Below are 23,224 nucleotides of genomic sequence, written 5' to 3'. Positions count from 1 at the left end.
TACGGAACCACACTCATGGATATTCGTAAAATTAAGAAACTGATCGAACTGGTTGAAGAGTCTGGCATCTCCGAGCTGGAAATCTCCGAGGGCGAAGAGTCCGTTCGTATCAGCCGTTCACCTGCTAATGCCGGCTACCCTGTGATGCAGCAGGCTTATGCTGCGCCGATGATGCAGCAACCTGCGCTGGCCACCGCCGTTGCCCCTGCGGCAGCAGCACCGGCTGCAGAAGCCGCTAAGCCAGAAATCACCGGTCACATCGTGCGTTCCCCGATGGTCGGCACCTTCTACCGCACCCCAAGCCCGGACGCGAAAGCCTTCGTGGAAGTGGGCCAGAAAGTCAACGCGGGCGACACTCTGTGCATCGTTGAAGCGATGAAAATGATGAACCAGATCGAAGCCGATAAATCCGGCGTTGTGAAGGCGATCCTGGTCGAAAGCGGCCAACCGGTTGAATTTGACGAGCCGCTGGTTGTCATCGAATAACGAGGCGAAGCATGCTGGATAAAATTGTCATTGCTAACCGCGGTGAAATTGCGCTGCGCATTCTGCGTGCCTGCAAAGAGCTGGGCATCAAGACTGTTGCCGTACACTCCACTGCGGACCGCGACCTGAAGCACGTGCTGCTGGCGGACGAAACCGTCTGCATCGGCCCGGCGCAGTCGGTCAAAAGTTATCTGAACATCCCGGCACTGATCTCTGCCGCCGAAATCACTGGCGCAGTGGCGATCCACCCGGGCTACGGCTTCCTCTCTGAGAACGCCGATTTCGCTGAGCAGGTTGAGCGCTCTGGCTTTATCTTCATCGGCCCGAAAGCCGACACCATCCGCCTGATGGGCGACAAAGTGTCTGCGATCACCGCGATGAAGAAAACCGGCGTACCGACCGTACCGGGCTCTGACGGCTCGCTGACCGATGACATGGATAAAAACCGTGCCATCGCCAAGCGCATCGGCTATCCGGTGATCATCAAAGCCTCCGGCGGCGGCGGCGGTCGCGGCATGCGCGTGGTGCGCAGCGAAAAAGATCTGGAACAATCCATCGGCATGACGAAAGCGGAAGCCAAAGCGGCTTTCAACAACGACATGGTGTACATGGAGAAATTCCTCGAGAACCCACGTCACATTGAAATTCAGGTGATGGCCGACGGTCAGGGCAACGCGATCTATCTGGCGGAACGTGACTGCTCAATGCAGCGTCGTCACCAGAAAGTGGTCGAAGAAGCGCCTGCGCCAGGCATCACGGCAGAGCTGCGTCGTAACATCGGCGAGCGTTGTGCCAAGGCCTGTATTGATATCGGCTATCGCGGTGCGGGTACCTTCGAGTTCCTGTACGAAAACGGTGAGTTCTACTTCATTGAGATGAACACCCGTATTCAGGTTGAACATCCGGTGACCGAGATGATCACCGGCGTGGATCTGATCAAAGAGCAGCTGCGTATTGCTGCCGGTCAGCCGCTGTCGATCAAACAGGAAGACGTGGTGGTTCGCGGCCATGCGGTGGAATGCCGTATCAACGCCGAAGACCCGAACACTTTCCTGCCAAGCCCGGGCAAGATCACCCGTTTCCACGCGCCAGGCGGTTTTGGCGTGCGCTGGGAATCGCACATCTATGCCGGCTACAGCGTGCCGCCGTATTACGATTCCATGATCGGTAAGTTGATCACCTACGGTGACACCCGTGAAGTGGCCATCGCGCGTATGAAGAATGCGCTGGCAGAGCTGATCATCGACGGCATCAAGACCAACGTCGAGCTGCAGATGAAAATCATGTCCGACGAAAACTTCCAGCAGGGTGGCACCAACATCCACTATCTGGAGAAAAAACTCGGCCTGCACGAGAAGTAATGGCAGCGCAGAGCAAATCAGAGGCCGGTTAATCCGGCCTTTTTTCATTTTTGTCGCCTTTGAGGTTACATAATGGATTGGCGTTTTTTGCAAGCGAACAAAGAGGCGCGCTGGGCTTTTTATCTGACGCTGGCTTACCTTGCCGTCTGGGGATTTTCCGCCTGGTTAGGTGGGGATGAAATCGGTGTTTTGGGCCTGCCTCGCTGGTTCGAACTTTCCTGCATCTTTGCACCGCTGCTGTTTATTGTGTTGTGCTGGCTGATGGTGCGCATCCTGTTCCGTGATATGTCACTGGAGGACCATGATGGACGCTGAAATCATTCTTCCACTTCTGGCTTATCTGGTGCTGATTGCGGCACTGTCTGTTTTCGCCATGCGCAAACAGCGCCAGGGTAACTTCCTGAGCGAATACTTCCTCGGCAGCCGTTCTATGGGTGGCTTCGTGCTGGCCATGACTATCACGACCACTTACATCAGTGCCAGCTCGTTTATTGGCGGCCCCGGTGCAGCTTACAAATACGGTCTTGGCTGGGTATTGCTGGCGATGATTCAGGTGCCCGCCGTGTGGCTTTCCCTTAGCGTGCTGGGCAAAAAATTTGCCATTCTGGCCCGCCGCTACAATGCCGTTACGCTAAATGACATGCTGTATGGCCGGTATGGCAGCACGCTCTTGATTTGGCTTTCCAGCATTAGCTTGTTAGTGGCCTTTATCGGCGCGATGACGGTGCAATTTATCGGCGGTGCTCGTCTGCTGGAAACGGCGGCAGGTATTCCTTATGACACTGGTTTGCTGATATTTGGCGGTACTATCGCACTGTACACGGCTTTTGGCGGTTTCCGCGCCAGCGTACTCAATGATGCGATGCAAGGCCTGGTGATGCTGATCGGCACTTTCCTGCTGCTGTTTGCCGTTATCCACCAAGCCGGTGGGCTGGAAACTGCCGTAACGAAACTACGCACCATCGACCCGCAGCTGGTCTCGCCAGAAGGCGTGGGTAATGTCATCAATCCCACCTTCCTGAGCTCTTTCGCCGTGCTGGTCTGCTTTGGCGTGATTGGCTTACCGCATACGGCTGTGCGCTGTATTTCCTATAAAGACAGTAAAGCCATGCACCGCGGTATTGTGCTCGGCACGATTGTGGTGGTGATCCTGATGCTGGGTATGCATCTGGCGGGTGCGCTGGGGCGTGCCATTATTCCAGACCTGACCGTTCCCGATCGCGTCATTCCGACATTAATGATCACGGTGCTGCCTCCAATGGCGGCAGGCATATTCCTCGCCGCGCCGATGGCGGCAATCATGTCGACGATTAACGCGCAGCTATTACAATCCTCCGCTACGCTGATCAAGGATCTGTACCTGCGTGTTGCGCCCCAGCACAGCGAAAATGAAGCACGCTTGCGTATGCTGTCAGGCAGCATCACCTTTGTGCTGGGTGTGCTATTACTGCTGGCTGCCTGGAATCCGCCCGATATGATTATTTGGCTCAATTTGCTGGCATTTGGCGGGCTGGAAGCAGTGTTCCTTTGGCCACTGGTACTGGGCCTGTACTGGGAGCGAGCGAATGCGACTGGCGCGATTAGCGGCATGGTGGTGGGTGCGGCCTGTTATACCTTGCTCGCTAGCCTGAATATCGAACTGTGGGGGTTCCACCCTATCGTCCCCGCATTGACCTTAAGCCTGTTGGCCTTTATCGCAGGCAACCTGTTTGGCAGAACGCCTGATGTGCGCAATGCTGCAGTGGAATAAAAGAGAAACGCTATGCCTTGGATTCAAATCAAAATTAACAGTACCGGTGAAAATGCCGAACCCCTTAGCGATGCACTGATGGATGTCGGTGCAGTGTCAGTGACGTTCCAGGATACCCATGACAACCCGGTTTATGAGCCGCTGCCAGGGGAAACCCGTCTGTGGGGCGATACTGATGTGATTGGCCTGTTTGACGCCGAAACTGAGATGGACGATGTGGTAGCCGAACTGAGCCAGCATCCCCTGCTGGGATCGCACTTCCACCACAAGATCGAACAGATCGAGGACAAAGACTGGGAACGCGAATGGATGGATAACTTCCACCCAATGCGCTTTGGTGAACGTCTGTGGATCTGTCCAAGCTGGCGTGATGTGCCCGATCCAAACGCCGTTAATGTGATGCTGGATCCGGGACTGGCGTTTGGTACGGGTACCCATCCCACCACCTCACTGTGCCTGACCTGGCTCGACGGTCTCGATTTACAGGGTAAAACCGTGATCGATTTCGGCTGCGGTTCCGGGATCCTGGCGATTGCAGCCTTGAAACTGGGGGCTGCACAGGCCATCGGTATCGATATCGATCCGCAAGCCATTCAGGCCAGCCGCGATAACGCCGAGCGCAATGGCGTCTCTGAACGTCTTTCACTCTATCTACCGCACCAACAGCCCGATAACCTGCAGGCTGATGTCGTCGTAGCTAACATCCTTGCCGGCCCACTGCGCGAGCTGGCACCGCTGATTAGCGTCTTGCCAAAAGCAGGTGGCCATCTGGGGCTGTCTGGCGTACTGGCAAGCCAGGCAGAAGGGGTTTGCGAAGCCTATGCCGAACGCTTTGCGCTGGACCCGGTGGCCGAGAAAGAAGAGTGGTGCCGCATCACCGGCGTACGTCGCTAGTCTTCATCACTGGCCAGCCCAAGCTGGCCAGTTAACCGTTTGAAGCGCTGAGCCCTGACATTCGCCATCGCCATGCTTTGAAAAGCCCTACCTGTACCCTACCCTCGCAAAATTAGTACAATTAATAATCACATTGCCGTCATTTCTTTGGCTAATTACCTGATGTAGCGGTTTTTATTTTGTGATTTTGTGCATGTTTTAAGAAAAATGTTTGTTCACAATTTCAGCATATTTTTTTAATGCACTGAATTTTAAAGACTATTATAAGATGAGCTTATGTTCAGGCCGATTTCCATGATCTTTGACGGCGAATTGTTCAAAGTTTGGCCTTTCATCTTCGGTAAAAAATGCGTAATATACGCCGCCTTGCGAACAGTTAGGGTCACTTCTTTTTCATGCGCATTGGACAATATCAGCTACGTAATCGACTCATCGCTGCGCCTATGGCCGGGGTAACCGACAAGCCATTTCGCACCTTGTGTTATGAGAACGGCGCCGGTATGACTGTCTCCGAGATGCTGTCATCCAACCCAGAAGTTTGGGCCACTGACAAATCCCGTTTGCGTATGGTGCATAGTGACGAGCCCGGTATTCGCGCCGTGCAAATTGCCGGTTGCGATCCTGATGATATGGCGGCTGCCGCACGCATTAATGTGGCGTCTGGCGCGCAAGTCATTGATATCAACATGGGCTGCCCGGCCAAGAAAGTGAATCGTAAGATGGCAGGTTCAGCGCTGCTGCAGCATCCGCAACTGGTGGAGTCTATCCTCCTTGCGGTAGTCAACGCAGTCGATGTACCGGTTACGCTGAAGATTCGCACTGGTTGGGACAAAGATAATCGTAATTGTGTAGAAATTGCCCAATTGGCTGAACGTTGTGGCATTCAGGCTCTCACCATTCATGGCCGCACGCGCGCCTGTTTGTTTGAAGGGCAAGCTGAATACGACAGCATTCGGACAGTTAAGCAGAACGTTTCCATTCCGATCATCGCGAATGGTGACATTACTGACCCGCATAAAGCCAGAGCGGTGCTCGACTATACCGGAGCCGATGCTCTGATGGTTGGTCGCGCTGCTCAGGGAAGACCGTGGATCTTCCGGGAAATCCAGCATTATCTGGACACAGGGGAGCTGCTGGCACCGAAGCCGCTGGCTGAAGTGAAGCAAATGCTGATTGGGCACATACGGGAGTTGCACGACTTTTATGGTCAGCGCAAGGGATACCGTATTGCTCGTAAACACGTTTCCTGGTATTTACAGGAAAGTGCTCCTGATGACCAGTTTCGGCGCACATTCAACGCCATAGAGGATGCCAGCGAACAGCTGGAGGCGTTGGAGGCATACTTCGAAAATCTTGCGTAAACGAAATAAAGAGCTGAAAGAACTATGTTCGAACAACGCGTAAATTCTGATGTACTGACCGTTTCAACCGTTAACTCACAGGATCAGGTGACGCAAAAGCCACTTCGTGATTCGGTTAAACAGGCACTGAAGAACTATTTTGCTCAACTGAATGGTCAGGATGTTAGTGATCTGTATGAGTTGGTACTGGCTGAAGTCGAGCAGCCTCTGTTGGACATGGTCATGCAGTACACCCGTGGCAACCAGACCCGTGCAGCACTGATGATGGGTATCAACCGTGGTACCCTGCGTAAGAAGCTGAAAAAATACGGCATGAACTGATTGTTCTTTGCTGCGCTAACGCCAACCTTCGGGTTGGCGTTTTTGTTTGTATCGCCCAGATAGTTTCCCTGCGTTAACAACGCATGAAACAATTGTCGCGGATATGGTAACGATAGTTGCAATTGCATCCGTGATATTGTGTCACCCTAAGCGCTAACGCATTGTCCTAAAATGTCCCTGTGCTTGTGCGCCATAACGCCCGCCAGCCCTTTCTCACTGTGATCCTGCACCCTTTCAGACGTAAGCTTGCAAACCTATACATTTTGTCCTGAGTGATAGCTCACACTGCTTCCATATAGTGAAACTTTTTGCACTATTTGTGATCGTGGCGTCTCGTCATGCTGCCTTTTGGTGCGCCATAGTAGCCATAACTTTCTGGTTCTTTCAGTTTATTAAAAGATCTTTCCAGTGAATTCAGGATTCTGCAAACCTGGCATTACCTTTGCAGAGTTGTGGATGGCTCACCGCCACAGACAGAAAAAAGCGCACATAAAAGTGCGCGTAAACATAACAACACACGATCTCGCCACACAGGATGCTTTATGAAAAAGATGATGCTTTCCACCCTGGTCGCTGCTGCCTCGCTGTTCGCAGTTGCTCAACAAGCGCATGCGGGCACCACGTTGGATGCCATTAAGAAGAAAGGTTTCGTTCAGTGCGGTATCAGCGACGGCCTGCCAGGCTTCTCTTATGCTGATGCAAGCGGCAAATTTACCGGTATCGACGTGGACGTTTGTCGCGCTGCTGCGGCGGCGGTATTTGGTGATGCCAGCAAGGTGAAATACACCCCGCTGACAGCCAAAGAGCGCTTCACTGCGCTGCAGTCAGGCGAAGTGGATATTCTGTCACGTAACACCACCTGGACTTCATCACGCGATGGCGGCATGGGCTTCCTGTTTGCTGGCGTAAACTACTATGACGGTATCGGCTTCCTGACCCATAAGAAAGCCGGACTGAAAAGTGCAAAAGAATTGGATGGCGCCACTGTCTGTATCCAGGCTGGTACCGATACCGAGCTGAACGTGGCTGACTATTTTAAAGCCAATAAAATGCAGTACACCCCAGTAACCTTCGACCGCTCTGACGAATCCGCGAAAGCACTCGACAGCGGTCGCTGCGATACCCTCTCTTCTGACCAATCTCAGCTGTATGCACTGCGCGTTAAACTCGGCAAGCCAGATGATTTCATCGTGCTGCCAGAAGTGATCTCTAAAGAGCCGCTGGGCCCGGTGGTTCGTCGTGGTGATGACGATTGGTTCACCATCGTCAAGTGGTCACTCTACGCCATGTTGAACGCGGAAGAGATGGGCGTGAGCTCGAAGAATGTTGACCAGATGGCAGCGAAACCAACTACCCCTGATATGGCACACCTGTTAGGTGCTGAAGGTGACTTCGGTAAAGATCTGAAGCTGGATAACAAATGGGCTTACAACATCATCAAGCAGGTCGGTAACTATCAGGAAGTGTTTGATCGTAACGTTGGTAAAGACAGCGCATTGAAAATCGCGCGCGGCCAGAACGCACTCTGGAATCAGGGCGGCATCCAGTACGCTCCACCAGTACGCTAATTCTGACTTGCCAGTCGGGCACCGCACCCTGCGGTGCCCACGCGTATTCTTCACTGAGGTTTCAACATGTCACAACGCCCAACCGTAAAGAGGGATTTTTCATTTGGTAATCCTACGGTTCGCGCCTGGCTTTACCAGATCATCGCGATTGTGGTGGTTTTCGCTGTGGTGGGATATCTCATCCACAACACCGTGATTAACCTGGCCAATCGCGGCATTACATCCGGTTTTGGATTTCTTGAGCGCAATGCCGGTTTCGGCATCGTCCAGCACCTAATTGATTACACTGAAGGCGACACTTACGCGCGCGTATTTATGGTGGGGTTAACCAACACCCTGCTGGTCTCTGCGCTCTGTATTGTGTTTGCTTCTATTCTTGGCTTTGCCATCGGCCTTGCTCGTCTTTCTGACAACTGGCTGCTGCGCAAACTCTCCACTATCTACATCGAGACGTTCCGCAACATTCCGCCGCTGCTGCAGATCTTCTTCTGGTATTTTGCCGTACTGCGCAATTTGCCAGGGCCTCGTCAGGCATTAAATGCCTTCGATCTGGCTTTCGTCAGTAATCGTGGCTTGTATATTCCCTGGCCTGAATACGCGCCCGGCACCTGGCCTTTCCTGATTGCACTGGCACTGGCACTTTTCGCCAGTTGGGCACTGTTCCGCTTCAACCGTAAGCATCAGCTGAAAACCGGACAGTTGCGCCGTACATGGCCTGCCGCTGTAGGATTGATTGTGCTGCTGCCACTGATCGCCCACACGTTGTTTGGTGCGGCTATGCATTGGGATGTACCCGAACTGCGCGGATTCAACTTCCGTGGCGGTTTTGTCATGATCCCTGAGCTGGCAGCGTTAACCGTGGCGTTGTCGGTGTACACCTCATCATTTATTGCTGAAGTGATCCGTTCGGGTATTCAGTCCGTACCACATGGTCAGAATGAAGCCGCGCGTTCACTGGGTTTGCCTAATCCAGTCACGATGCGTCAGGTCATTATTCCCCAGGCGATGCGCGTGATCATCCCGCCTTTAACCAGCCAGTACCTTAACATCGTGAAAAACTCATCGCTGGCGGCCGCCATTGGATATCCGGATATGGTGTCGTTGTTCGCCGGTACCGTGCTGAACCAAACGGGCCAGGCGATAGAAACCATTGCGATTACCATGGCGGTCTACCTGATCATCAGTCTGATCATTTCGCTGCTGATGAACCTCTACAACCGCAAAATTGCGCTGGTTGAGCGTTAAGAGAACGGGATCATTATGTCTGTAACCACACACGAAACATCACCAGTACCCAGCAATGCGCTTGGAAAAGCCTGGCTTTGGGCACGCAAAAACCTGTTTTCCAGTTGGCTGAATACGCTATTAACGCTGTTCAGTATCTGGATCATCTGGAGCCTGATCCCGCCGGCATTGAACTGGTTGGTATTCCAGGCAAACTGGATTGGAGAAACCCGTGCTGATTGCACCAAAGCGGGCGCATGTTGGGTATTTATCCACGCGCGTTTTGGCCAGTTTATGTATGGGCTATACCCACACGAGCTGCGCTGGCGCATTAACCTGGCGCTGGTCATTGGCTTGATTTCCATCATTCCAATGTTCCTCAAATCGATGCCAAATCGTGGTCGCTATATCGCCTGCTGGGCTGTGGTTTATCCCATCGCTGTCTGGCTGCTGATGTACGGTGGCTATTTGGGGTTGGACCGGGTTGAAACCCGCCAGTGGGGCGGTTTGACGCTGACCCTGATCATTGCATCAGTGGGTATCGCAGGCGCACTACCACTGGGCATTTTACTGGCGCTGGCGCGTCGCTCAAAAATGCCGGTGGTACGCACTTTATCGGTGATATTCATCGAGTTCTGGCGCGGCGTTCCGCTAATAACCGTGCTCTTTATGTCATCAGTCATGCTGCCGTTATTTATGGCAGAAGGCACCACCATCGACAAACTGGTACGTGCATTAGTCGGCGTTATTCTGTTCCAGTCGGCTTATGTTGCGGAAGTGGTGCGCGGTGGCCTGCAGGCACTGCCAAAAGGCCAGACTGAGGCGGCAGAATCCCTGGCACTCGGTTACTGGAAAACACAGCTGCTGGTCATTTTACCTCAGGCACTAAAACTGACCATACCTGGGCTGGTGAACACCATCATTGCCCTGTTTAAAGATACCAGTCTGGTGATCATCATCGGATTATTCGATCTCTTCAGTAGCGTGCAGCAAGCCACCGTTGACCCCACTTGGTTGGGTATGTCGACCGAAGGCTATGTGTTTGCTGCGATGGTCTACTGGATTTTCTGTTTCAGCATGTCGCGCTATAGCCAGTATCTGGAGAAGCGTTTTCACACCGGGCGTAATGCGCACTGAGGTTTTACATGACAAATATGATGAGTAATGCGGCTGACGCCATGATGATTTCTCTTGAAAACGTGAACAAATGGTACGGTCAGTTCCATGTTCTTAAAGATATAAACTTGCAAGTCAAACCGCGTGAACGCATTGTCCTTTGCGGACCCTCCGGCTCGGGCAAATCAACGACCATACGCTGCATCAATCATCTGGAAGAGCATCAGCAAGGCCGTATCGTGGTGGATGGCATTCATTTGAATGATGATGTGCGCAATATTGAGCGTGTCCGTACCGAAGTTGGCATGGTGTTCCAGCACTTCAATTTGTTCCCGCACTTGAGCGTGTTGCAGAACTGCACCCTGGCACCGATCTGGGTGCGCAAGATGCCGAAGAAAGAAGCGGAAGAGCTGGCAATGCATTACCTGCAACGTGTACGTATCGCAGAACATGCACACAAGTTCCCAGGCCAGCTGTCTGGTGGACAACAACAGCGTGTCGCTATCGCCCGCTCACTCTGTATGAAACCCAAAATCATGCTGTTCGATGAACCGACCTCAGCACTCGATCCCGAGATGGTGAAAGAAGTGCTCGATACCATGATTGGTCTGGCAGAAGATGGCATGACCATGTTGTGTGTGACGCACGAGATGGGCTTTGCGCGTACCGTGGCGGACCGCGTGATCTTTATGGATCGTGGGGAGATCGTCGAAATGGCACCGCCTGAAGAGTTCTTTGCTAACCCTAAATCTGAGCGTACCCGCGCCTTCCTGTCTCAGGTTATCCACTAAACTTCATAGCGTTAGATTCAAGCCTCTGTTCGCAGGATCAGGGGCTTTTTTCAGCTCTCAGATGGTAGTTCTCTGGGAAAACAAAGGATTAACACGTTATCTTCAGGGGTTTTGTGCACAAAAAAGCCCTGAACTTTCGTTCAGGGCTTCTGTGTTTGATGCCTGGCAGTTCCCTACTCTCGCATGGGGAGACCCCACACTACCATCGGCGCTACGGCGTTTCACTTCTGAGTTCGGCATGGGGTCAGGTGGGACCACCGCGCTAAAGCCGCCAGGCAAATTCTGTGTGCCGTGTCCTGTGTCTTTTACGCTACTGCTGCATTCGCGTTGCTCAGTCACATACTTTAGTATGCTCTTTCGCATCGTCTTACTTGCCGCATTGCTTCAGCGTAAAATCCTTCGGACTTGAGTCCGCAGGGCACTGCAAATTCTTTTACCGAACTCACGCTTTAAAACTGGTGCTGATACCCAGAGTCGAACTGGGGACCTCACCCTTACCAAGGGTGCGCTCTACCAACTGAGCCATATCAGCACACTTTAATTTGATGCCTGGCAGTTCCCTACTCTCGCATGGGGAGACCCCACACTACCATCGGCGCTACGGCGTTTCACTTCTGAGTTCGGCATGGGGTCAGGTGGGACCACCGCGCTAAAGCCGCCAGGCAAATCTTGGTGTTCTGTCCTGTGTCTTTTGTGCTGATGCGGCGTTGCCTTCTCTCGCGTTACTCAGTCACATACTTGTGTATGCTCCTTCGTTCCGTCTCGGTCGGCGCCTTGCCTCAGCGCAAAATCCTTCGTACTCATGTCCGCAGAACAAAACTAAATCTAAAATCCGGTGAACTAAGCTGAAAATCTACTTTTGCGTCTTCTCAAAAACGCCTCTGGCGTTGTAAGGTTAAGCCTCACGGGTCATTAGTACCGGTTAGCTCAATGCATCGCTGCACTTACACATCCGGCCTATCAACGTCGTCGTCTTCAACGTCCCTTCAGGAGCATCAAGTGCTCAGGGAGAACTCATCTTGGGGCAAGTTTCGTGCTTAGATGCTTTCAGCACTTATCTTTTCCGCACTTAGCTACCGGGCAATGCCATTGGCATGACAACCCGAACACCAGTGGTGCGTTCACTCCGGTCCTCTCGTACTAGGAGCAACCCCCCTCAATTCTCCAGCGCCCACGGCAGATAGGGACCGAACTGTCTCACGACGTTCTAAACCCAGCTCGCGTACCACTTTAAACGGCGAACAGCCGTACCCTTGGGACCTACTTCAGCCCCAGGATGTGATGAGCCGACATCGAGGTGCCAAACACCGCCGTCGATATGAACTCTTGGGCGGTATCAGCCTGTTATCCCCGGAGTACCTTTTATCCGTTGAGCGATGGCCCTTCCATTCAGAACCACCGGATCACTATGACCTGCTTTCGCACCTGCTCGAGCCGTCACTCTCGCAGTCAAGCTGGCTTATGCCATTGCACTAACCTCCTGATGTCCGACCAGGATTAGCCAACCTTCGTGCTCCTCCGTTACTCTTTGGGAGGAGACCGCCCCAGTCAAACTACCCACCAGACACTGTCCGCAACCCGGATTACGGGTCTACGTTAGAACATCAAACATTAAAGGGTGGTATTTCAAGGATGGCTCCACGCAGACTGGCGTCCACGCTTCAAAGCCTCCCACCTATCCTACACATCAAGGCTCAATGTTCAGTGTCAAGCTATAGTAAAGGTTCACGGGGTCTTTCCGTCTTGCCGCGGGTACACTGCATCTTCACAGCGATTTCAATTTCACTGAGTCTCGGGTGGAGACAGCCTGGCCATCATTACGCCATTCGTGCAGGTCGGAACTTACCCGACAAGGAATTTCGCTACCTTAGGACCGTTATAGTTACGGCCGCCGTTTACCGGGGCTTCGATCAAGAGCTTCTCCTTGCGGATAACCCCATCAATTAACCTTCCGGCACCGGGCAGGCGTCACACCGTATACGTCCACTTTCGTGTTTGCACAGTGCTGTGTTTTTAATAAACAGTTGCAGCCAGCTGGTATCTTCGACTGCCTTCAGCTCCGTCCGCGAGGGACTTCACCTACCGACAGCGTGCCTTCTCCCGAAGTTACGGCACCATTTTGCCTAGTTCCTTCACCCGAGTTCTCTCAAGCGCCTTGGTATTCTCTACCTGACCACCTGTGTCGGTTTGGGGTACGATTTCGTGTTACCTGGAGCTTAGAGGCTTTTCCTGGAAGCAGGGCATCAGTTACTTCACCACCGTAGTGGCTCGTCATCACACCTCAGCGTTAAAAGAGTTCCGGATTTACCTAAAACTCCCGCCTACATGCTTAAACCGGGACAACCGTCGCCCGGATAACCTAGCCTTCTCCGTCCCCCCTTCGCAGTAACACCAAGTGCTGGAATATTAACCAGCTTCCCATCGACTACGCTTTTCAGCCTCGCCTTAGGGGTCGACTCACCCTGCTCCGATTAACGTTGAACAGGAACCCTTGGTCTTCCGGCGAGCGGGCTTTTCACCCGCTTTATCGTTACTTATGTCAGCATTCGCACTTCTGATACCTCCAGCAGCCCTCACAGGCCACCTTCAACGGCTTACAGAACGCTCCCCTACCCAACAACGCCTAAGCGTCGCTGCCGCAGCTTCGGTGCATGGTTTAGCCCCGTTACATCTTCCGCGCAGGCCGACTCGACCAGTGAGCTATTACGCTTTCTTTAAATGATGGCTGCTTCTAAGCCAACATCCTGGCTGTCTGTGCCTTCCCACATCGTTTCCCACTTAACCATGACTTTGGGACCTTAGCTGGCGGTCTGGGTTGTTTCCCTCTTCACGACGGACGTTAGCACCCGCCGTGTGTCTCCCGTGATAACATTCTTCGGTATTCGCAGTTTGCATCGGGTTGGTAAGCCGGGATGGCCCCCTAGCCGAAACAGTGCTCTACCCCCGAAGATGAGTTCACGAGGCGCTACCTAAATAGCTTTCGGGGAGAACCAGCTATCTCCCGGTTTGATTGGCCTTTCACCCCCAGCCACAAGTCATCCGCTAATTTTTCAACATTAGTCGGTTCGGTCCTCCAGTTAGTGTTACCCAACCTTCAACCTGCCCATGGCTAGATCACCGGGTTTCGGGTCTATACCCTGCAACTTAACGCCCAGTTAAGACTCGGTTTCCCTGCGGCTCCCCTATACGGTTAACCTTGCTACAGAATATAAGTCGCTGACCCATTATACAAAAGGTACGCAGTCACCTAACAAGTAGGCTCCCACTGCTTGTACGTACACGGTTTCAGGTTCTGTTTCACTCCCCTCGCCGGGGTTCTTTTCGCCTTTCCCTCACGGTACTGGTTCACTATCGGTCAGTCAGGAGTATTTAGCCTTGGAGGATGGTCCCCCCATATTCAGACAGGATACCACGTGTCCCGCCCTACTCTTCGAACTCACAGAAGGTGTGCTTTTGTGTACGGGAGTATCACCCTGTACCCTGCGACTTTCCAGACGCTTCCACTAACACACCAGCTGATTCAGGTTCTGGGCTGTTCCCCGTTCGCTCGCCGCTACTGGGGGAATCTCGGTTGATTTCTTTTCCTCTGGGTACTTAGATGTTTCAGTTCCCCAGGTTCGCCTCGTAACACTATGTATTCATGTTACGATGATGCACAGAGTGCACCGGGTTTCCCCATTCGGACATCGTCGGCTGTAGCGGTTCATATCACCTTACCGACGCTTTACGCAGATTAGCACGTCCTTCATCGCCTCTGACTGCCAGGGCATCCACCGTGTACGCTTAGTCGCTTAACCTCACAACCCACAGGCGTTTTACAACGCATGCAAGCTGCAAGCATTTGAGAGACTCGAACACATCGTAAATTTCATTCTTATTACGGAGAATGAAAACGACGTGTCGTTTCAATTTTCAGCTTGTTCCGGATTGTTAAAGAGCATAATACTTCGCAGCACACCGTTGCCGGTACACTCTGAAGTATTGTTTTGAGTCACTGTAATGGTGGAGCTAAGCGGGATCGAACCGCTGACCTCCTGCGTGCAAGGCAGGCGCTCTCCCAGCTGAGCTATAGCCCCATACAGTTACTGCAGAGACCATCTACTACCACTCACCAGGAGTCACATCCTTCTCACGAAGAATGCTAATTTCTTCTCAGGCAAGGCAAAGGGTCGCGACGTATAGTTGACTATACGAGCGGCGCTTTAACGCAGCATGAGGAGAAATTTGGTAGGCCTGAGTGGACTTGAACCACCGACCTCACCCTTATCAGGGGTGCGCTCTAACCACCTGAGCTACAAGCCTGTAGAGGTTTTTTCTGCTCGTTACTTTTCTATCAGACAATCTGTGTGAGCACTGCGCGGGAAGGTATCTTCAGGTAAGGAGGTGATCCAACCGCAGGTTCCCCTACGGTTACCTTGTTACGACTTCACCCCAGTCATGAATCACAAAGTGGTAAGCGCCCTCCCGAAGGTTAAGCTACCTACTTCTTTTGCAACCCACTCCCATGGTGTGACGGGCGGTGTGTACAAGGCCCGGGAACGTATTCACCGTAGCATTCTGATCTACGATTACTAGCGATTCCGACTTCATGGAGTCGAGTTGCAGACTCCAATCCGGACTACGACGCACTTTATGAGGTCCGCTTGCTCTCGCGAGGTCGCTTCTCTTTGTATGCGCCATTGTAGCACGTGTGTAGCCCTACTCGTAAGGGCCATGATGACTTGACGTCATCCCCACCTTCCTCCAGTTTATCACTGGCAGTCTCCTTTGAGTTCCCGGCCGAACCGCTGGCAACAAAGGATAAGGGTTGCGCTCGTTGCGGGACTTAACCCAACATTTCACAACACGAGCTGACGACAGCCATGCAGCACCTGTCTCAGAGTTCCCGAAGGCACCAAAGCATCTCTGCTAAGTTCTCTGGATGTCAAGAGTAGGTAAGGTTCTTCGCGTTGCATCGAATTAAACCACATGCTCCACCGCTTGTGCGGGCCCCCGTCAATTCATTTGAGTTTTAACCTTGCGGCCGTACTCCCCAGGCGGTCGACTTAACGCGTTAGCTCCGGAAGCCACTCCTCAAGGGAACAACCTCCAAGTCGACATCGTTTACGGCGTGGACTACCAGGGTATCTAATCCTGTTTGCTCCCCACGCTTTCGCACCTGAGCGTCAGTCTTTGTCCAGGGGGCCGCCTTCGCCACCGGTATTCCTCCAGATCTCTACGCATTTCACCGCTACACCTGGAATTCTACCCCCCTCTACAAGACTCTAGCCTGCCAGTTTCGAATGCAGTTCCCAGGTTAAGCCCGGGGATTTCACATCCGACTTGACAGACCGCCTGCGTGCGCTTTACGCCCAGTAATTCCGATTAACGCTTGCACCCTCCGTATTACCGCGGCTGCTGGCACGGAGTTAGCCGGTGCTTCTTCTGCGGGTAACGTCAATCGATGAAGCTATTAACTTCACCGCCTTCCTCCCCGCTGAAAGTACTTTACAACCCGAAGGCCTTCTTCATACACGCGGCATGGCTGCATCAGGCTTGCGCCCATTGTGCAATATTCCCCACTGCTGCCTCCCGTAGGAGTCTGGACCGTGTCTCAGTTCCAGTGTGGCTGGTCATCCTCTCAGACCAGCTAGGGATCGTCGCCTAGGTGAGCCATTACCCCACCTACTAGCTAATCCCACCTGGGCACATCCGATGGTGTGAGGCCCGAAGGTCCCCCACTTTGGTCCGAAGACGTTATGCGGTATTAGCTACCGTTTCCAGTAGTTATCCCCCTCCATCGGGCAGTTTCCCAGGCATTACTCACCCGTCCGCCACTCGTCACCCGAGAGCAAGCTCTCTGTGCTACCGTTCGACTTGCATGTGTTAGGCCTGCCGCCAGCGTTCAATCTGAGCCATGATCAAACTCTTCAATTTAAAGCTTGATTTGCTGCAACAAGTGCAGCGATGCTCATCTGTAAAACGTCATAATGAATTTCATTATGTGTTCACTCGTGAGACTTGATATTTTTTACGTCCGGAGACGTTGATATCAATCCTGCGAGTGCCCACACAGATTGTCTGATAAATTGTTAAAGAGCGGTGCAATCAGCGCCTTAAGCTGCTGTTGCGAGGTGGCGTATATTACGCTTTCCTCCTTCAGAGTCAAACACTTTTTTCAGCGTTTTTCATCTGGCGGGGTGAATCACTTCACTCCCTGCTGAGCCGTCTGCGTTGTCGCTTTGCCGTCTCAGTGGTGGCGCATTATAGGGATCCGAATTATTTGCACAACCCCTTTTTTCGATCTTTTTAATCGACTGGCGAGTTTTCGTTCTTTTCGCTGCGATCGCGAGCGATCCGCTCAAAAATCATCTTGTTTGCCAGCCCTATAAGCCGCAGGCTAGGTACATAAAGTGCAAAAGGAGAAAGATCATGTCAGAAGCCCTACGACCTTATAAGAACCATTTTCCGCAAACTGGCGATCGCGTCATGATCGATCGCAGCAGCGTGATAGTGGGCGATGTGCAGCTAGCCGATGATGTCAGCATCTGGCCGTTGGTTGCTATTCGTGGTGATGTGAACAAAGTGGTGATAGGTAAAAGAAGCAATATCCAGGATGGCAGCGTGTTGCACGTCACGCACAAGTCCACCAGCAACCCAGAAGGTTATCCATTATTGATTGGGGAAGACGTGACGGTGGGCCACAAAGCCATGCTGCATGGTTGCAGTATTGGCGACAGAGTATTGGTTGGGATGGGATCGATTTTGCTTGATGGCGTAATTGTAGAAGAGGATGTCATGATTGGTGCCGGCAGCCTGGTGCCACCCGGCAAACGACTGGAAAGCGGCTATCTCTATGTCGGCAGCCCGGTTAAGCAGGTTCGCCCATTGAGCGAAACTGAAATTGCGGGCTTACTTTATTCATCAAACAACTATGTTGGATGGAAGAATGAATACCTCGATCAGGAGAGCCAGATCCAGCCTTGATCGTTGATCTCGTCTGCACGGATCAGCTGTTCGGCTTCCTCTTCCACATCCCAGCGATGAGCGCAAAACAGCGCCATCGCTTCTCCAGAACCAAATCGGGTATGCAACGCTTCAGAAGGGATGGCGCAAGTGAATCCCATTCCCTGAACCAGGACGGGAAAAACGATCGCTTGTTTCTCCTCATCCCAGTTTTCACGATCGGGAAAGTGGATCGCCTGATTCACTGTTGCATCGCTTGCTTTAATTGAGCAATCACCGGCGTGATCTCCGGCATCGTGCCGTGCCATAGCTGGAAAGCATGCGCAGCTTGCCCCACCAGCATGCCCAAGCCATCAGCAAGCTGGTGTGCGCCATGCTGCTGGCACCACAGCAGAAATGGCGTTAGCCCCTGCTGATAGAACATGTCGTAACAACGAGTCTGTGCGGAAATCAATGTATCCGGCAACGGCGGAACTTTGCCATCGACGCCACTGGAGGTGGCATTAATAATGAGGTCAAACGTGTTGCTGGATAAATCAGTAAAACGTGCAGCCTGAATATTCCCACTATGCTGAAATATCTCTGCCAACTCCTCAGCACGTTCAACGGTACGGTTGGCCACCACAACAGAACACCCCATAGAAAGCAGAGGCAAAATTACACCACGCGCTGCACCACCCGCTCCCACTAATAGAATACGATCGCCAGGGCTAATCATCTCTAATCGCTGCAGGTCGCTCAGCAGGCCGATGCCATCGGTGTTATCGCCGAACACGGAGCCATCCGCTCTTTTTTTCAGAGTATTAACCGCACCGGATAAGGCTGCGCGTTCACTCAGCTCATCAGCGAATTCCCACGCTTGTTGCTTGAATGGCAGCGTGACGTTAGCGCCCTTGCCGCCAGCGGCAAAGAAGTCACTGATTGATAGCAGGAAGCCATCAAGCGGCGCGCAAATACGGCCATAGGTGTGATCAATACCTGTTTGCTCGGCAAAAAGGCCATGAATAAACGGGGATTTGCTGTGCGCAATGGGATGACCAAAAACGGCAAAATGTTCCATGAATTAACCCTGACGAATAAGTTCGCCGCTGATAACGTCGCGAATCTCTGAAGGATTGAGTCGCCCCCCTGTGGCAGCATGCAACACTGGGAAGTCAGTACCGAACTGCTGTGCGACCTCTTCGGCATTACGGCATGGAGGCTCACCAGACAGATTTGCACTGGTCGATACCAAGGGTTTGCCAAAGCCTCGACATAACGCTTGTACATCAGGATGGTCGCTCACGCGGATAGCCAGCGAATCAAAACGACCAGTTAACCAGCGCGGGGTGTGAGGCGTCGCCGGAACCACATAGGTGACGGGCCCAGGCCAGCTGGCAAACATACGCTCACGCTGCACAACAGTGAGTTCACGATCGGCGATATAAGGTTCCAACTGCGCGTAATCGGCAGCAATTAAGATCAGTCCCTTCTCAACTGGGCGCTGTTTAAGCGCCAGCAACGCCATCACCGCACTTTCGCTATCGGGGTCACAGCCTAGACCGAAAACGGCTTCGGTTGGATAAGCAATCACTGCCTGCTGCTGGAGTTGCTTAATGCAGAAATCAAGCGAGCCTGGTAAATACTGATGTTGTTTCATGATGATGATTCGTCCTGAGCTATGGGTTTGCCACAGCGTTTGCTGGCGCAAAAGCGCTTCATGCCTTGTGCGGTTTTCTTCTCAATGAGCAATGGGAACTGGCAGTGTGGGCATACACCGTCAACCGGTGTGGCGTTGATGGCAAACTGGCAGTCTGGGTAGCGGTCACAGGAATGAAAGGTTTTGCCGTAGCGTGAACGCCGCTGTACCAATTTCCCACTTTGACACTGGGGGCAAGCGATCGCAGTTTCGTCAGGCTTATCGATGGTTTCGGTATAATCACACTCTGGATAGTGACTACATCCGACAAACATACCAAACCTTCCCTGACGCAAAACTTTGTCCGCACCACATTCTGGGCAAGCATGACCTTCCAGAACTTTGACAATGTGTCCATCACCCTGGCTTTTTAGCGGGCGAATGTAGTCGCAGGTTGGATAATTGACACAGCCAAGAAAAGGGCCATGTTTACCGGCACGTATCACTAAATCTGCCCCGCAAGCGGGGCAGGGATCGTGTTTACGCACGGAGAATAATGCTGATTTACTCATAATTCCGACTGTATTAATCGCAAATTAATGCAGCATACCTTCATTGACGTCGAATAGCAGTTCTTCCATCTGCTGATAAGCGTTTTCACATCCAGGGATATTAAACAACACCATCAGCACCACCCATTTGAGGTCTTCCAGATCGAACTCCAGGGTATCAAGGGCCATAACACGTTCGATGACCATCTCGCGCGTTTCCATATTCAGCACCTGAACTTGCTCCAGGAACAAAATAAAACCGCGACACTCGGCATCTAAACGCTGGTTTTCCTCTTCCGTGTAGATTCGCATAGAGAGCGGATCGGTAGCCAGCAACACTGGCGGGACCAGACCATCCTGATAATCCGCTAACCGCTCAAGCCAATTCAACGCATTGTAGATATCTTCACGATGAAAACCGGCATCGGTTAAATCATCGGTCAATTTATCCTGGTCAACGCGCATTTCAGCTTCGTTGTGGATATAGGTCTCAAACAAGTACATAAGTACGTCGAACATGGCATGCCCTCCTCAATCGGACATAGCCGCCGGGTACAGCTGCGATCCATCCTGCTAACTCCAGCTCCAGCAACTGGGCTGAGATAACTGGCACAGGTTGGCCGGCACGTTCAGCGACGACGTCAACAGGTGTAACCTCATCACCTACGTTAGCCAACACGCTAGCAAATGGCAATGGAACATCGTCACTGTCTTGTGAATATATTGTTTCTGTTGTGGTTGCTGGCAGCCATTCAAGCGCGGAGTGTAAATCTTCAAGAATGTTATTGGGGTGTGCGACCAATAGTGCGCCCTGCTGGATTAACCAATGCGTCCCCTCACATCCCTTATTCCCGAGTGCACCGGGCAGCGCATAAACATTGCGATTTTGTTCCAGTGCATAGCGTGCCGTGATCAGTGAACCACTTTTAAGCGAGGCTTCGACCACCAGCACCCCTTGGCTTAAGCCACTGATAATGCGATTCCTGCGCGGAAAGTTCAGCGGATGCGGTATCGTATTGAGCGGGAACTCTGAAACCAGCGCGCCCTCGTTATCTATGATTTCCTTTGCCAGTGACTGATGGCTTTTGGGATAGACCTGTTGCAATCCACTGCCCAGCACCGCAACCGTTTTTCCCTGAGCCTCCAGTGCGGCACGGTGCGCAATACCGTCGATGCCGCGCGCGAGTCCACTGGTTATCACCAACCCACTCAGCGATAACTGCTGTGAAAACCAGTGCCCCCATTGTTTGCCATAATGTGAACAATATCGGCTACCGACTATTGCCAGCTGCGGCTGCAGCAAAACATCCGTATTTCCCTCGACATAAAGTAATACGGGACGCTGGCTGATTTCCGTTAGCCGAGCAGGAAAACGCGTATCAACACAGGCAATCAAATGGTGCATCGGGTCATGCAACCACTGGTGCGTGCGTTCCAACTGCCGCGGGCAAAGATCGTTGAATTGCTGGCGCTGTATGTCATTTAAACCAAGATGGCGTAGGAACTCATCATCCAGGGACATGTTGGTCTGCAGACACTGCGCTAAATCCATGGCGCGATGGCCGCGCAGCCCTTTGACATTTGCCAGCCTGAGCATCCCTTCAACTCTCTCCATGCTGCACTCCGTTCAGCCCGCTATCATGCGGGGCAATGCTGTCAATCAGGCATCAAAAAGTCTACAATATGAGGAAGTAATCTTTTCTTTAACGCATACAGATCTGGATATTTATGTCAGTTTTGCAGGTATTACATTTCCCTGATGATCGCCTTCGTAAAATCGCTGCGCCCGTAGCGACGGTTAATGCAGACGTTCAGCGCATCGTCGACGACATGTTTGAAACCATGTACGCCGAAGAAGGCATTGGCTTAGCGGCCACTCAGGTCGATATTCATCAACGCATCATCGTCATCGATGTTTCTGAAAATCGTGACGAGCGCTTGGTGTTAATCAATCCCGAACTGCTGGATAAAGGTGGCGAAACCGGCATTGATGAGGGTTGCCTCTCAATTCCTGAACAGCGTGCTTTTGTGCCGCGTGCGGAATGGGTCAAAGTGCGGGCGCAAGATCGTGACGGCAACAGTTTCGAGTTAGAAACTGATGGCCTGTTAGCGATCTGTATTCAGCATGAGATCGATCATCTTGATGGCAAGCTGTTCATCGATTATCTGTCACCGTTGAAGCGCCAGCGCATCAAACAGAAACTGGAAAAGCTCGCCCGCATGAACGCACGCGAAGCCTGAGCACTAACAGAAGGTTAAACTGTGTCTGCACCGCTAAAAATCATCTTTGCCGGTACACCTGACTTCGCAGCGCGTCATCTTGACGCGCTGCTTGCTTCTGAGCATCAGGTGATTGGCGTATTCACCCAGCCCGATCGTCCAGCAGGACGGGGGAATAAACTCACCCCAAGCCCGGTTAAAGTTCTGGCGCAGGCTCATGATGTTCCCGTGTTTCAGCCAAAATCATTAAAGCCTGAAGAAAATCAGCATCTGGTGGCTGAGCTACAAGCCGATATCATGGTTGTGGTGGCCTACGGTTTGATTCTACCAAAAGCGGTGCTTGATATGCCGCGCCTGGGTTGCATCAACGTGCACGGTTCGCTGCTACCACGCTGGCGTGGAGCGGCGCCCATTCAACGTTCACTCTGGGCTGGAGACCGTGAAACCGGTGTGACTATTATGCAAATGGATGTTGGCCTTGATACCGGCGACATGCTGCATAAACTTGCCTGCCCTATTACCCCTGAAGACACCAGCGCCTCGTTGTATGACAAGCTTGCGCAGCTTGGGCCACAGGGCATGCTCGACACACTGGAGCTGCTGGCCAAGGGTAGTGCGCAACCAGAAGTGCAAGATGAAGCACTGGTTTCATACGCTGAGAAGTTGAGTAAAGAAGAGGCCCGCCTTGATTGGTCTCTTTCTGCTGCTCAACTTGAACGCTGCATTCGTGCCTTTAACCCGTGGCCGATGAGCTATTTTCTGGTCGATGAGCAACCTGTCAAAGTCTGGCAGGCCAGCGTCTTACCTCATCAGAATAAGCAACCAGGCGAGATCATCCATGCCGATAAAAACGGCATTCAGGTTGCAACCACTGACGGTGTACTGAATCTACTGTCGCTGCAACCGGCAGGCAAAAAGGCAATGTCCGCACAAGACCTGCTCAATTCGCGTCGTGAATGGTTCACCACTGGCACCATTCTGGCCTGACCCTCAGCCCGGTTCATACCGGGCTTTTGTT

The 23,224-nt window shown here is 52.4% G+C and carries 20 protein-coding genes, 3 tRNA genes and 4 rRNA genes; 14 read left to right on the top strand and 13 right to left on the bottom strand.

Annotated features, from left to right (window positions below; genetic code table 11):
* Nucleotides 1–15: 15 nt before the first annotated feature.
* The 11 genes from accB to LK04_RS01110 all read left to right on the top strand — a co-directional run bounded on the left by accB (nucleotide 16) and on the right by LK04_RS01110 (nucleotide 10,872).
* A complete protein-coding gene (accB, locus tag LK04_RS01160) occupies nucleotides 16–486 on the top strand; it encodes an acetyl-CoA carboxylase biotin carboxyl carrier protein (RefSeq protein ID WP_059109761.1) in 471 nt (156 codons plus the stop codon).
* Nucleotides 487–497: 11 nt separating this feature from the next.
* Complete coding sequence (gene accC, locus LK04_RS01155) at nucleotides 498–1,847, top strand: acetyl-CoA carboxylase biotin carboxylase subunit (protein WP_059109760.1); 1,350 nt, start codon at nucleotides 498–500, stop codon at nucleotides 1,845–1,847.
* A 72-nt stretch (nucleotides 1,848–1,919) separates the two neighbouring features.
* Nucleotides 1,920–2,162: a YhdT family protein gene (locus LK04_RS01150; protein ID WP_039336876.1), complete on the top strand. Its 243-nt coding sequence runs from the start codon at nucleotides 1,920–1,922 to the stop codon at nucleotides 2,160–2,162.
* Nucleotides 2,152–3,597 (top strand): sodium/pantothenate symporter, encoded by a 1,446-nt coding sequence (panF, locus tag LK04_RS01145; protein WP_039336879.1) that lies wholly within the window; start codon nucleotides 2,152–2,154, stop codon nucleotides 3,595–3,597. The genes LK04_RS01150 and panF overlap by 11 nt, the downstream gene beginning before the upstream one ends.
* Nucleotides 3,598–3,609: 12 nt before the next feature.
* Nucleotides 3,610–4,491: a 50S ribosomal protein L11 methyltransferase gene (gene prmA / locus LK04_RS01140; protein WP_039336881.1), complete on the top strand. Its 882-nt coding sequence runs from the start codon at nucleotides 3,610–3,612 to the stop codon at nucleotides 4,489–4,491.
* A 395-nt stretch (nucleotides 4,492–4,886) separates the two neighbouring features.
* Entirely contained in the window at nucleotides 4,887–5,852 is a 966-nt protein-coding gene (dusB, locus tag LK04_RS01135; protein ID WP_039336884.1) for a tRNA dihydrouridine synthase DusB, read from the top strand.
* A gap of 24 nt (nucleotides 5,853–5,876) precedes the next feature.
* Entirely contained in the window at nucleotides 5,877–6,173 is a 297-nt protein-coding gene (fis, locus tag LK04_RS01130) for a DNA-binding transcriptional regulator Fis (protein ID WP_003855228.1), read from the top strand.
* Nucleotides 6,174–6,715: 542 nt separating this feature from the next.
* A complete protein-coding gene (locus LK04_RS01125) occupies nucleotides 6,716–7,741 on the top strand; it encodes an amino acid ABC transporter substrate-binding protein (RefSeq protein WP_039336890.1) in 1,026 nt (341 codons plus the stop codon).
* A gap of 66 nt (nucleotides 7,742–7,807) precedes the next feature.
* Nucleotides 7,808–8,986, top strand: coding sequence for an amino acid ABC transporter permease (locus LK04_RS01120; RefSeq protein WP_039336892.1), 1,179 nt, complete (start codon nucleotides 7,808–7,810; stop codon nucleotides 8,984–8,986).
* 15 nt (nucleotides 8,987–9,001) lie between these two features.
* Entirely contained in the window at nucleotides 9,002–10,102 is a 1,101-nt protein-coding gene (locus LK04_RS01115; protein ID WP_039336893.1) for an amino acid ABC transporter permease, read from the top strand.
* 8 nt (nucleotides 10,103–10,110) lie between these two features.
* A complete protein-coding gene (locus tag LK04_RS01110; protein ID WP_039336895.1) occupies nucleotides 10,111–10,872 on the top strand; it encodes an amino acid ABC transporter ATP-binding protein in 762 nt (253 codons plus the stop codon).
* Between the two features lie 160 nt (nucleotides 10,873–11,032).
* Here LK04_RS01110 and rrf (LK04_RS01105) read toward each other — a convergent pair.
* The 7 genes from rrf (LK04_RS01105) to LK04_RS01075 all read right to left on the bottom strand — a co-directional run bounded on the left by rrf (LK04_RS01105) (nucleotide 11,033) and on the right by LK04_RS01075 (nucleotide 16,788).
* A 5S ribosomal RNA gene (rrf, locus tag LK04_RS01105) occupies nucleotides 11,033–11,148 on the bottom strand.
* A 180-nt stretch (nucleotides 11,149–11,328) separates the two neighbouring features.
* Nucleotides 11,329–11,404: transfer RNA gene (locus tag LK04_RS01100), tRNA-Thr, on the bottom strand.
* 15 nt (nucleotides 11,405–11,419) lie between these two features.
* A 5S ribosomal RNA gene (gene rrf / locus LK04_RS01095) occupies nucleotides 11,420–11,535 on the bottom strand.
* Nucleotides 11,536–11,763: 228 nt separating this feature from the next.
* Nucleotides 11,764–14,669: ribosomal RNA gene (locus LK04_RS01090) — 23S ribosomal RNA — on the bottom strand.
* A gap of 203 nt (nucleotides 14,670–14,872) precedes the next feature.
* Nucleotides 14,873–14,948, bottom strand: a tRNA-Ala gene (locus LK04_RS01085).
* A 149-nt stretch (nucleotides 14,949–15,097) separates the two neighbouring features.
* Nucleotides 15,098–15,174: transfer RNA gene (locus LK04_RS01080), tRNA-Ile, on the bottom strand.
* 74 nt (nucleotides 15,175–15,248) lie between these two features.
* Nucleotides 15,249–16,788, bottom strand: a 16S ribosomal RNA gene (locus tag LK04_RS01075).
* Together the 16S, 23S and 5S rRNA genes with 3 tRNA genes alongside form the textbook arrangement of a ribosomal RNA operon.
* Before the next feature lie 495 nt (nucleotides 16,789–17,283).
* Here LK04_RS01075 and LK04_RS01070 point away from each other — a divergent pair.
* Nucleotides 17,284–17,838, top strand: a complete 555-nt coding sequence (locus LK04_RS01070) for a gamma carbonic anhydrase family protein (protein ID WP_039330865.1) — start codon at nucleotides 17,284–17,286, stop codon at nucleotides 17,836–17,838.
* Here LK04_RS01070 and LK04_RS01065 read toward each other — a convergent pair.
* The 6 genes from LK04_RS01065 to dprA are packed head-to-tail and all read right to left on the bottom strand — an operon-like array spanning nucleotide 17,814 to nucleotide 21,601.
* Nucleotides 17,814–18,062 (bottom strand): DUF1488 domain-containing protein, encoded by a 249-nt coding sequence (locus LK04_RS01065; RefSeq protein WP_039330866.1) that lies wholly within the window; start codon nucleotides 18,060–18,062, stop codon nucleotides 17,814–17,816. The genes LK04_RS01070 and LK04_RS01065 overlap by 25 nt on opposite strands.
* Nucleotides 18,059–18,877: a shikimate dehydrogenase gene (gene aroE / locus LK04_RS01060; RefSeq protein ID WP_039330867.1), complete on the bottom strand. Its 819-nt coding sequence runs from the start codon at nucleotides 18,875–18,877 to the stop codon at nucleotides 18,059–18,061. Before aroE ends, LK04_RS01065 begins: the two co-directional genes overlap by 4 nt.
* A 3-nt stretch (nucleotides 18,878–18,880) precedes the next feature.
* Nucleotides 18,881–19,456 (bottom strand): L-threonylcarbamoyladenylate synthase type 1 TsaC, encoded by a 576-nt coding sequence (tsaC, locus tag LK04_RS01055; protein ID WP_039330868.1) that lies wholly within the window; start codon nucleotides 19,454–19,456, stop codon nucleotides 18,881–18,883.
* A complete protein-coding gene (locus LK04_RS19915) occupies nucleotides 19,453–20,007 on the bottom strand; it encodes a type I DNA topoisomerase (protein ID WP_071885712.1) in 555 nt (184 codons plus the stop codon). The genes tsaC and LK04_RS19915 overlap by 4 nt, the downstream gene beginning before the upstream one ends.
* Nucleotides 20,008–20,031: 24 nt before the next feature.
* The gene (gene smg, locus LK04_RS01050; RefSeq protein ID WP_039330869.1) at nucleotides 20,032–20,505 is read right to left on the bottom strand and encodes a DUF494 family protein Smg; all 474 of its coding nucleotides are present in this window, start codon (nucleotides 20,503–20,505) and stop codon (nucleotides 20,032–20,034) included.
* The gene (gene dprA, locus LK04_RS01045) at nucleotides 20,477–21,601 is read right to left on the bottom strand and encodes a DNA-protecting protein DprA (protein ID WP_039330870.1); all 1,125 of its coding nucleotides are present in this window, start codon (nucleotides 21,599–21,601) and stop codon (nucleotides 20,477–20,479) included. Before dprA ends, smg begins: the two co-directional genes overlap by 29 nt.
* Before the next feature lie 113 nt (nucleotides 21,602–21,714).
* Between dprA and def the strand changes: the two genes are divergently transcribed.
* Together def and fmt are read left to right on the top strand one after the other, a co-directional pair.
* Nucleotides 21,715–22,227 carry a peptide deformylase gene (def, locus tag LK04_RS01040; protein WP_039330871.1) on the top strand — a complete coding sequence of 171 codons (513 nt, stop codon included), beginning with the start codon at nucleotides 21,715–21,717 and terminating at the stop codon, nucleotides 22,225–22,227.
* A gap of 21 nt (nucleotides 22,228–22,248) precedes the next feature.
* Nucleotides 22,249–23,193 (top strand): methionyl-tRNA formyltransferase, encoded by a 945-nt coding sequence (gene fmt, locus LK04_RS01035; RefSeq protein WP_039330872.1) that lies wholly within the window; start codon nucleotides 22,249–22,251, stop codon nucleotides 23,191–23,193.
* Nucleotides 23,194–23,224: the final 31 nt, after the last annotated feature.

Source organism: Pantoea vagans, assembly GCF_001506165.1.
In the GTDB taxonomy this organism is placed as follows: Bacteria; Pseudomonadota; Gammaproteobacteria; order Enterobacterales; family Enterobacteriaceae; genus Pantoea; species Pantoea vagans_C.
The sequence above is the reverse complement of the archived record's forward strand: the minus strand, read 5'-3'. Positions and strand labels throughout refer to the sequence as shown.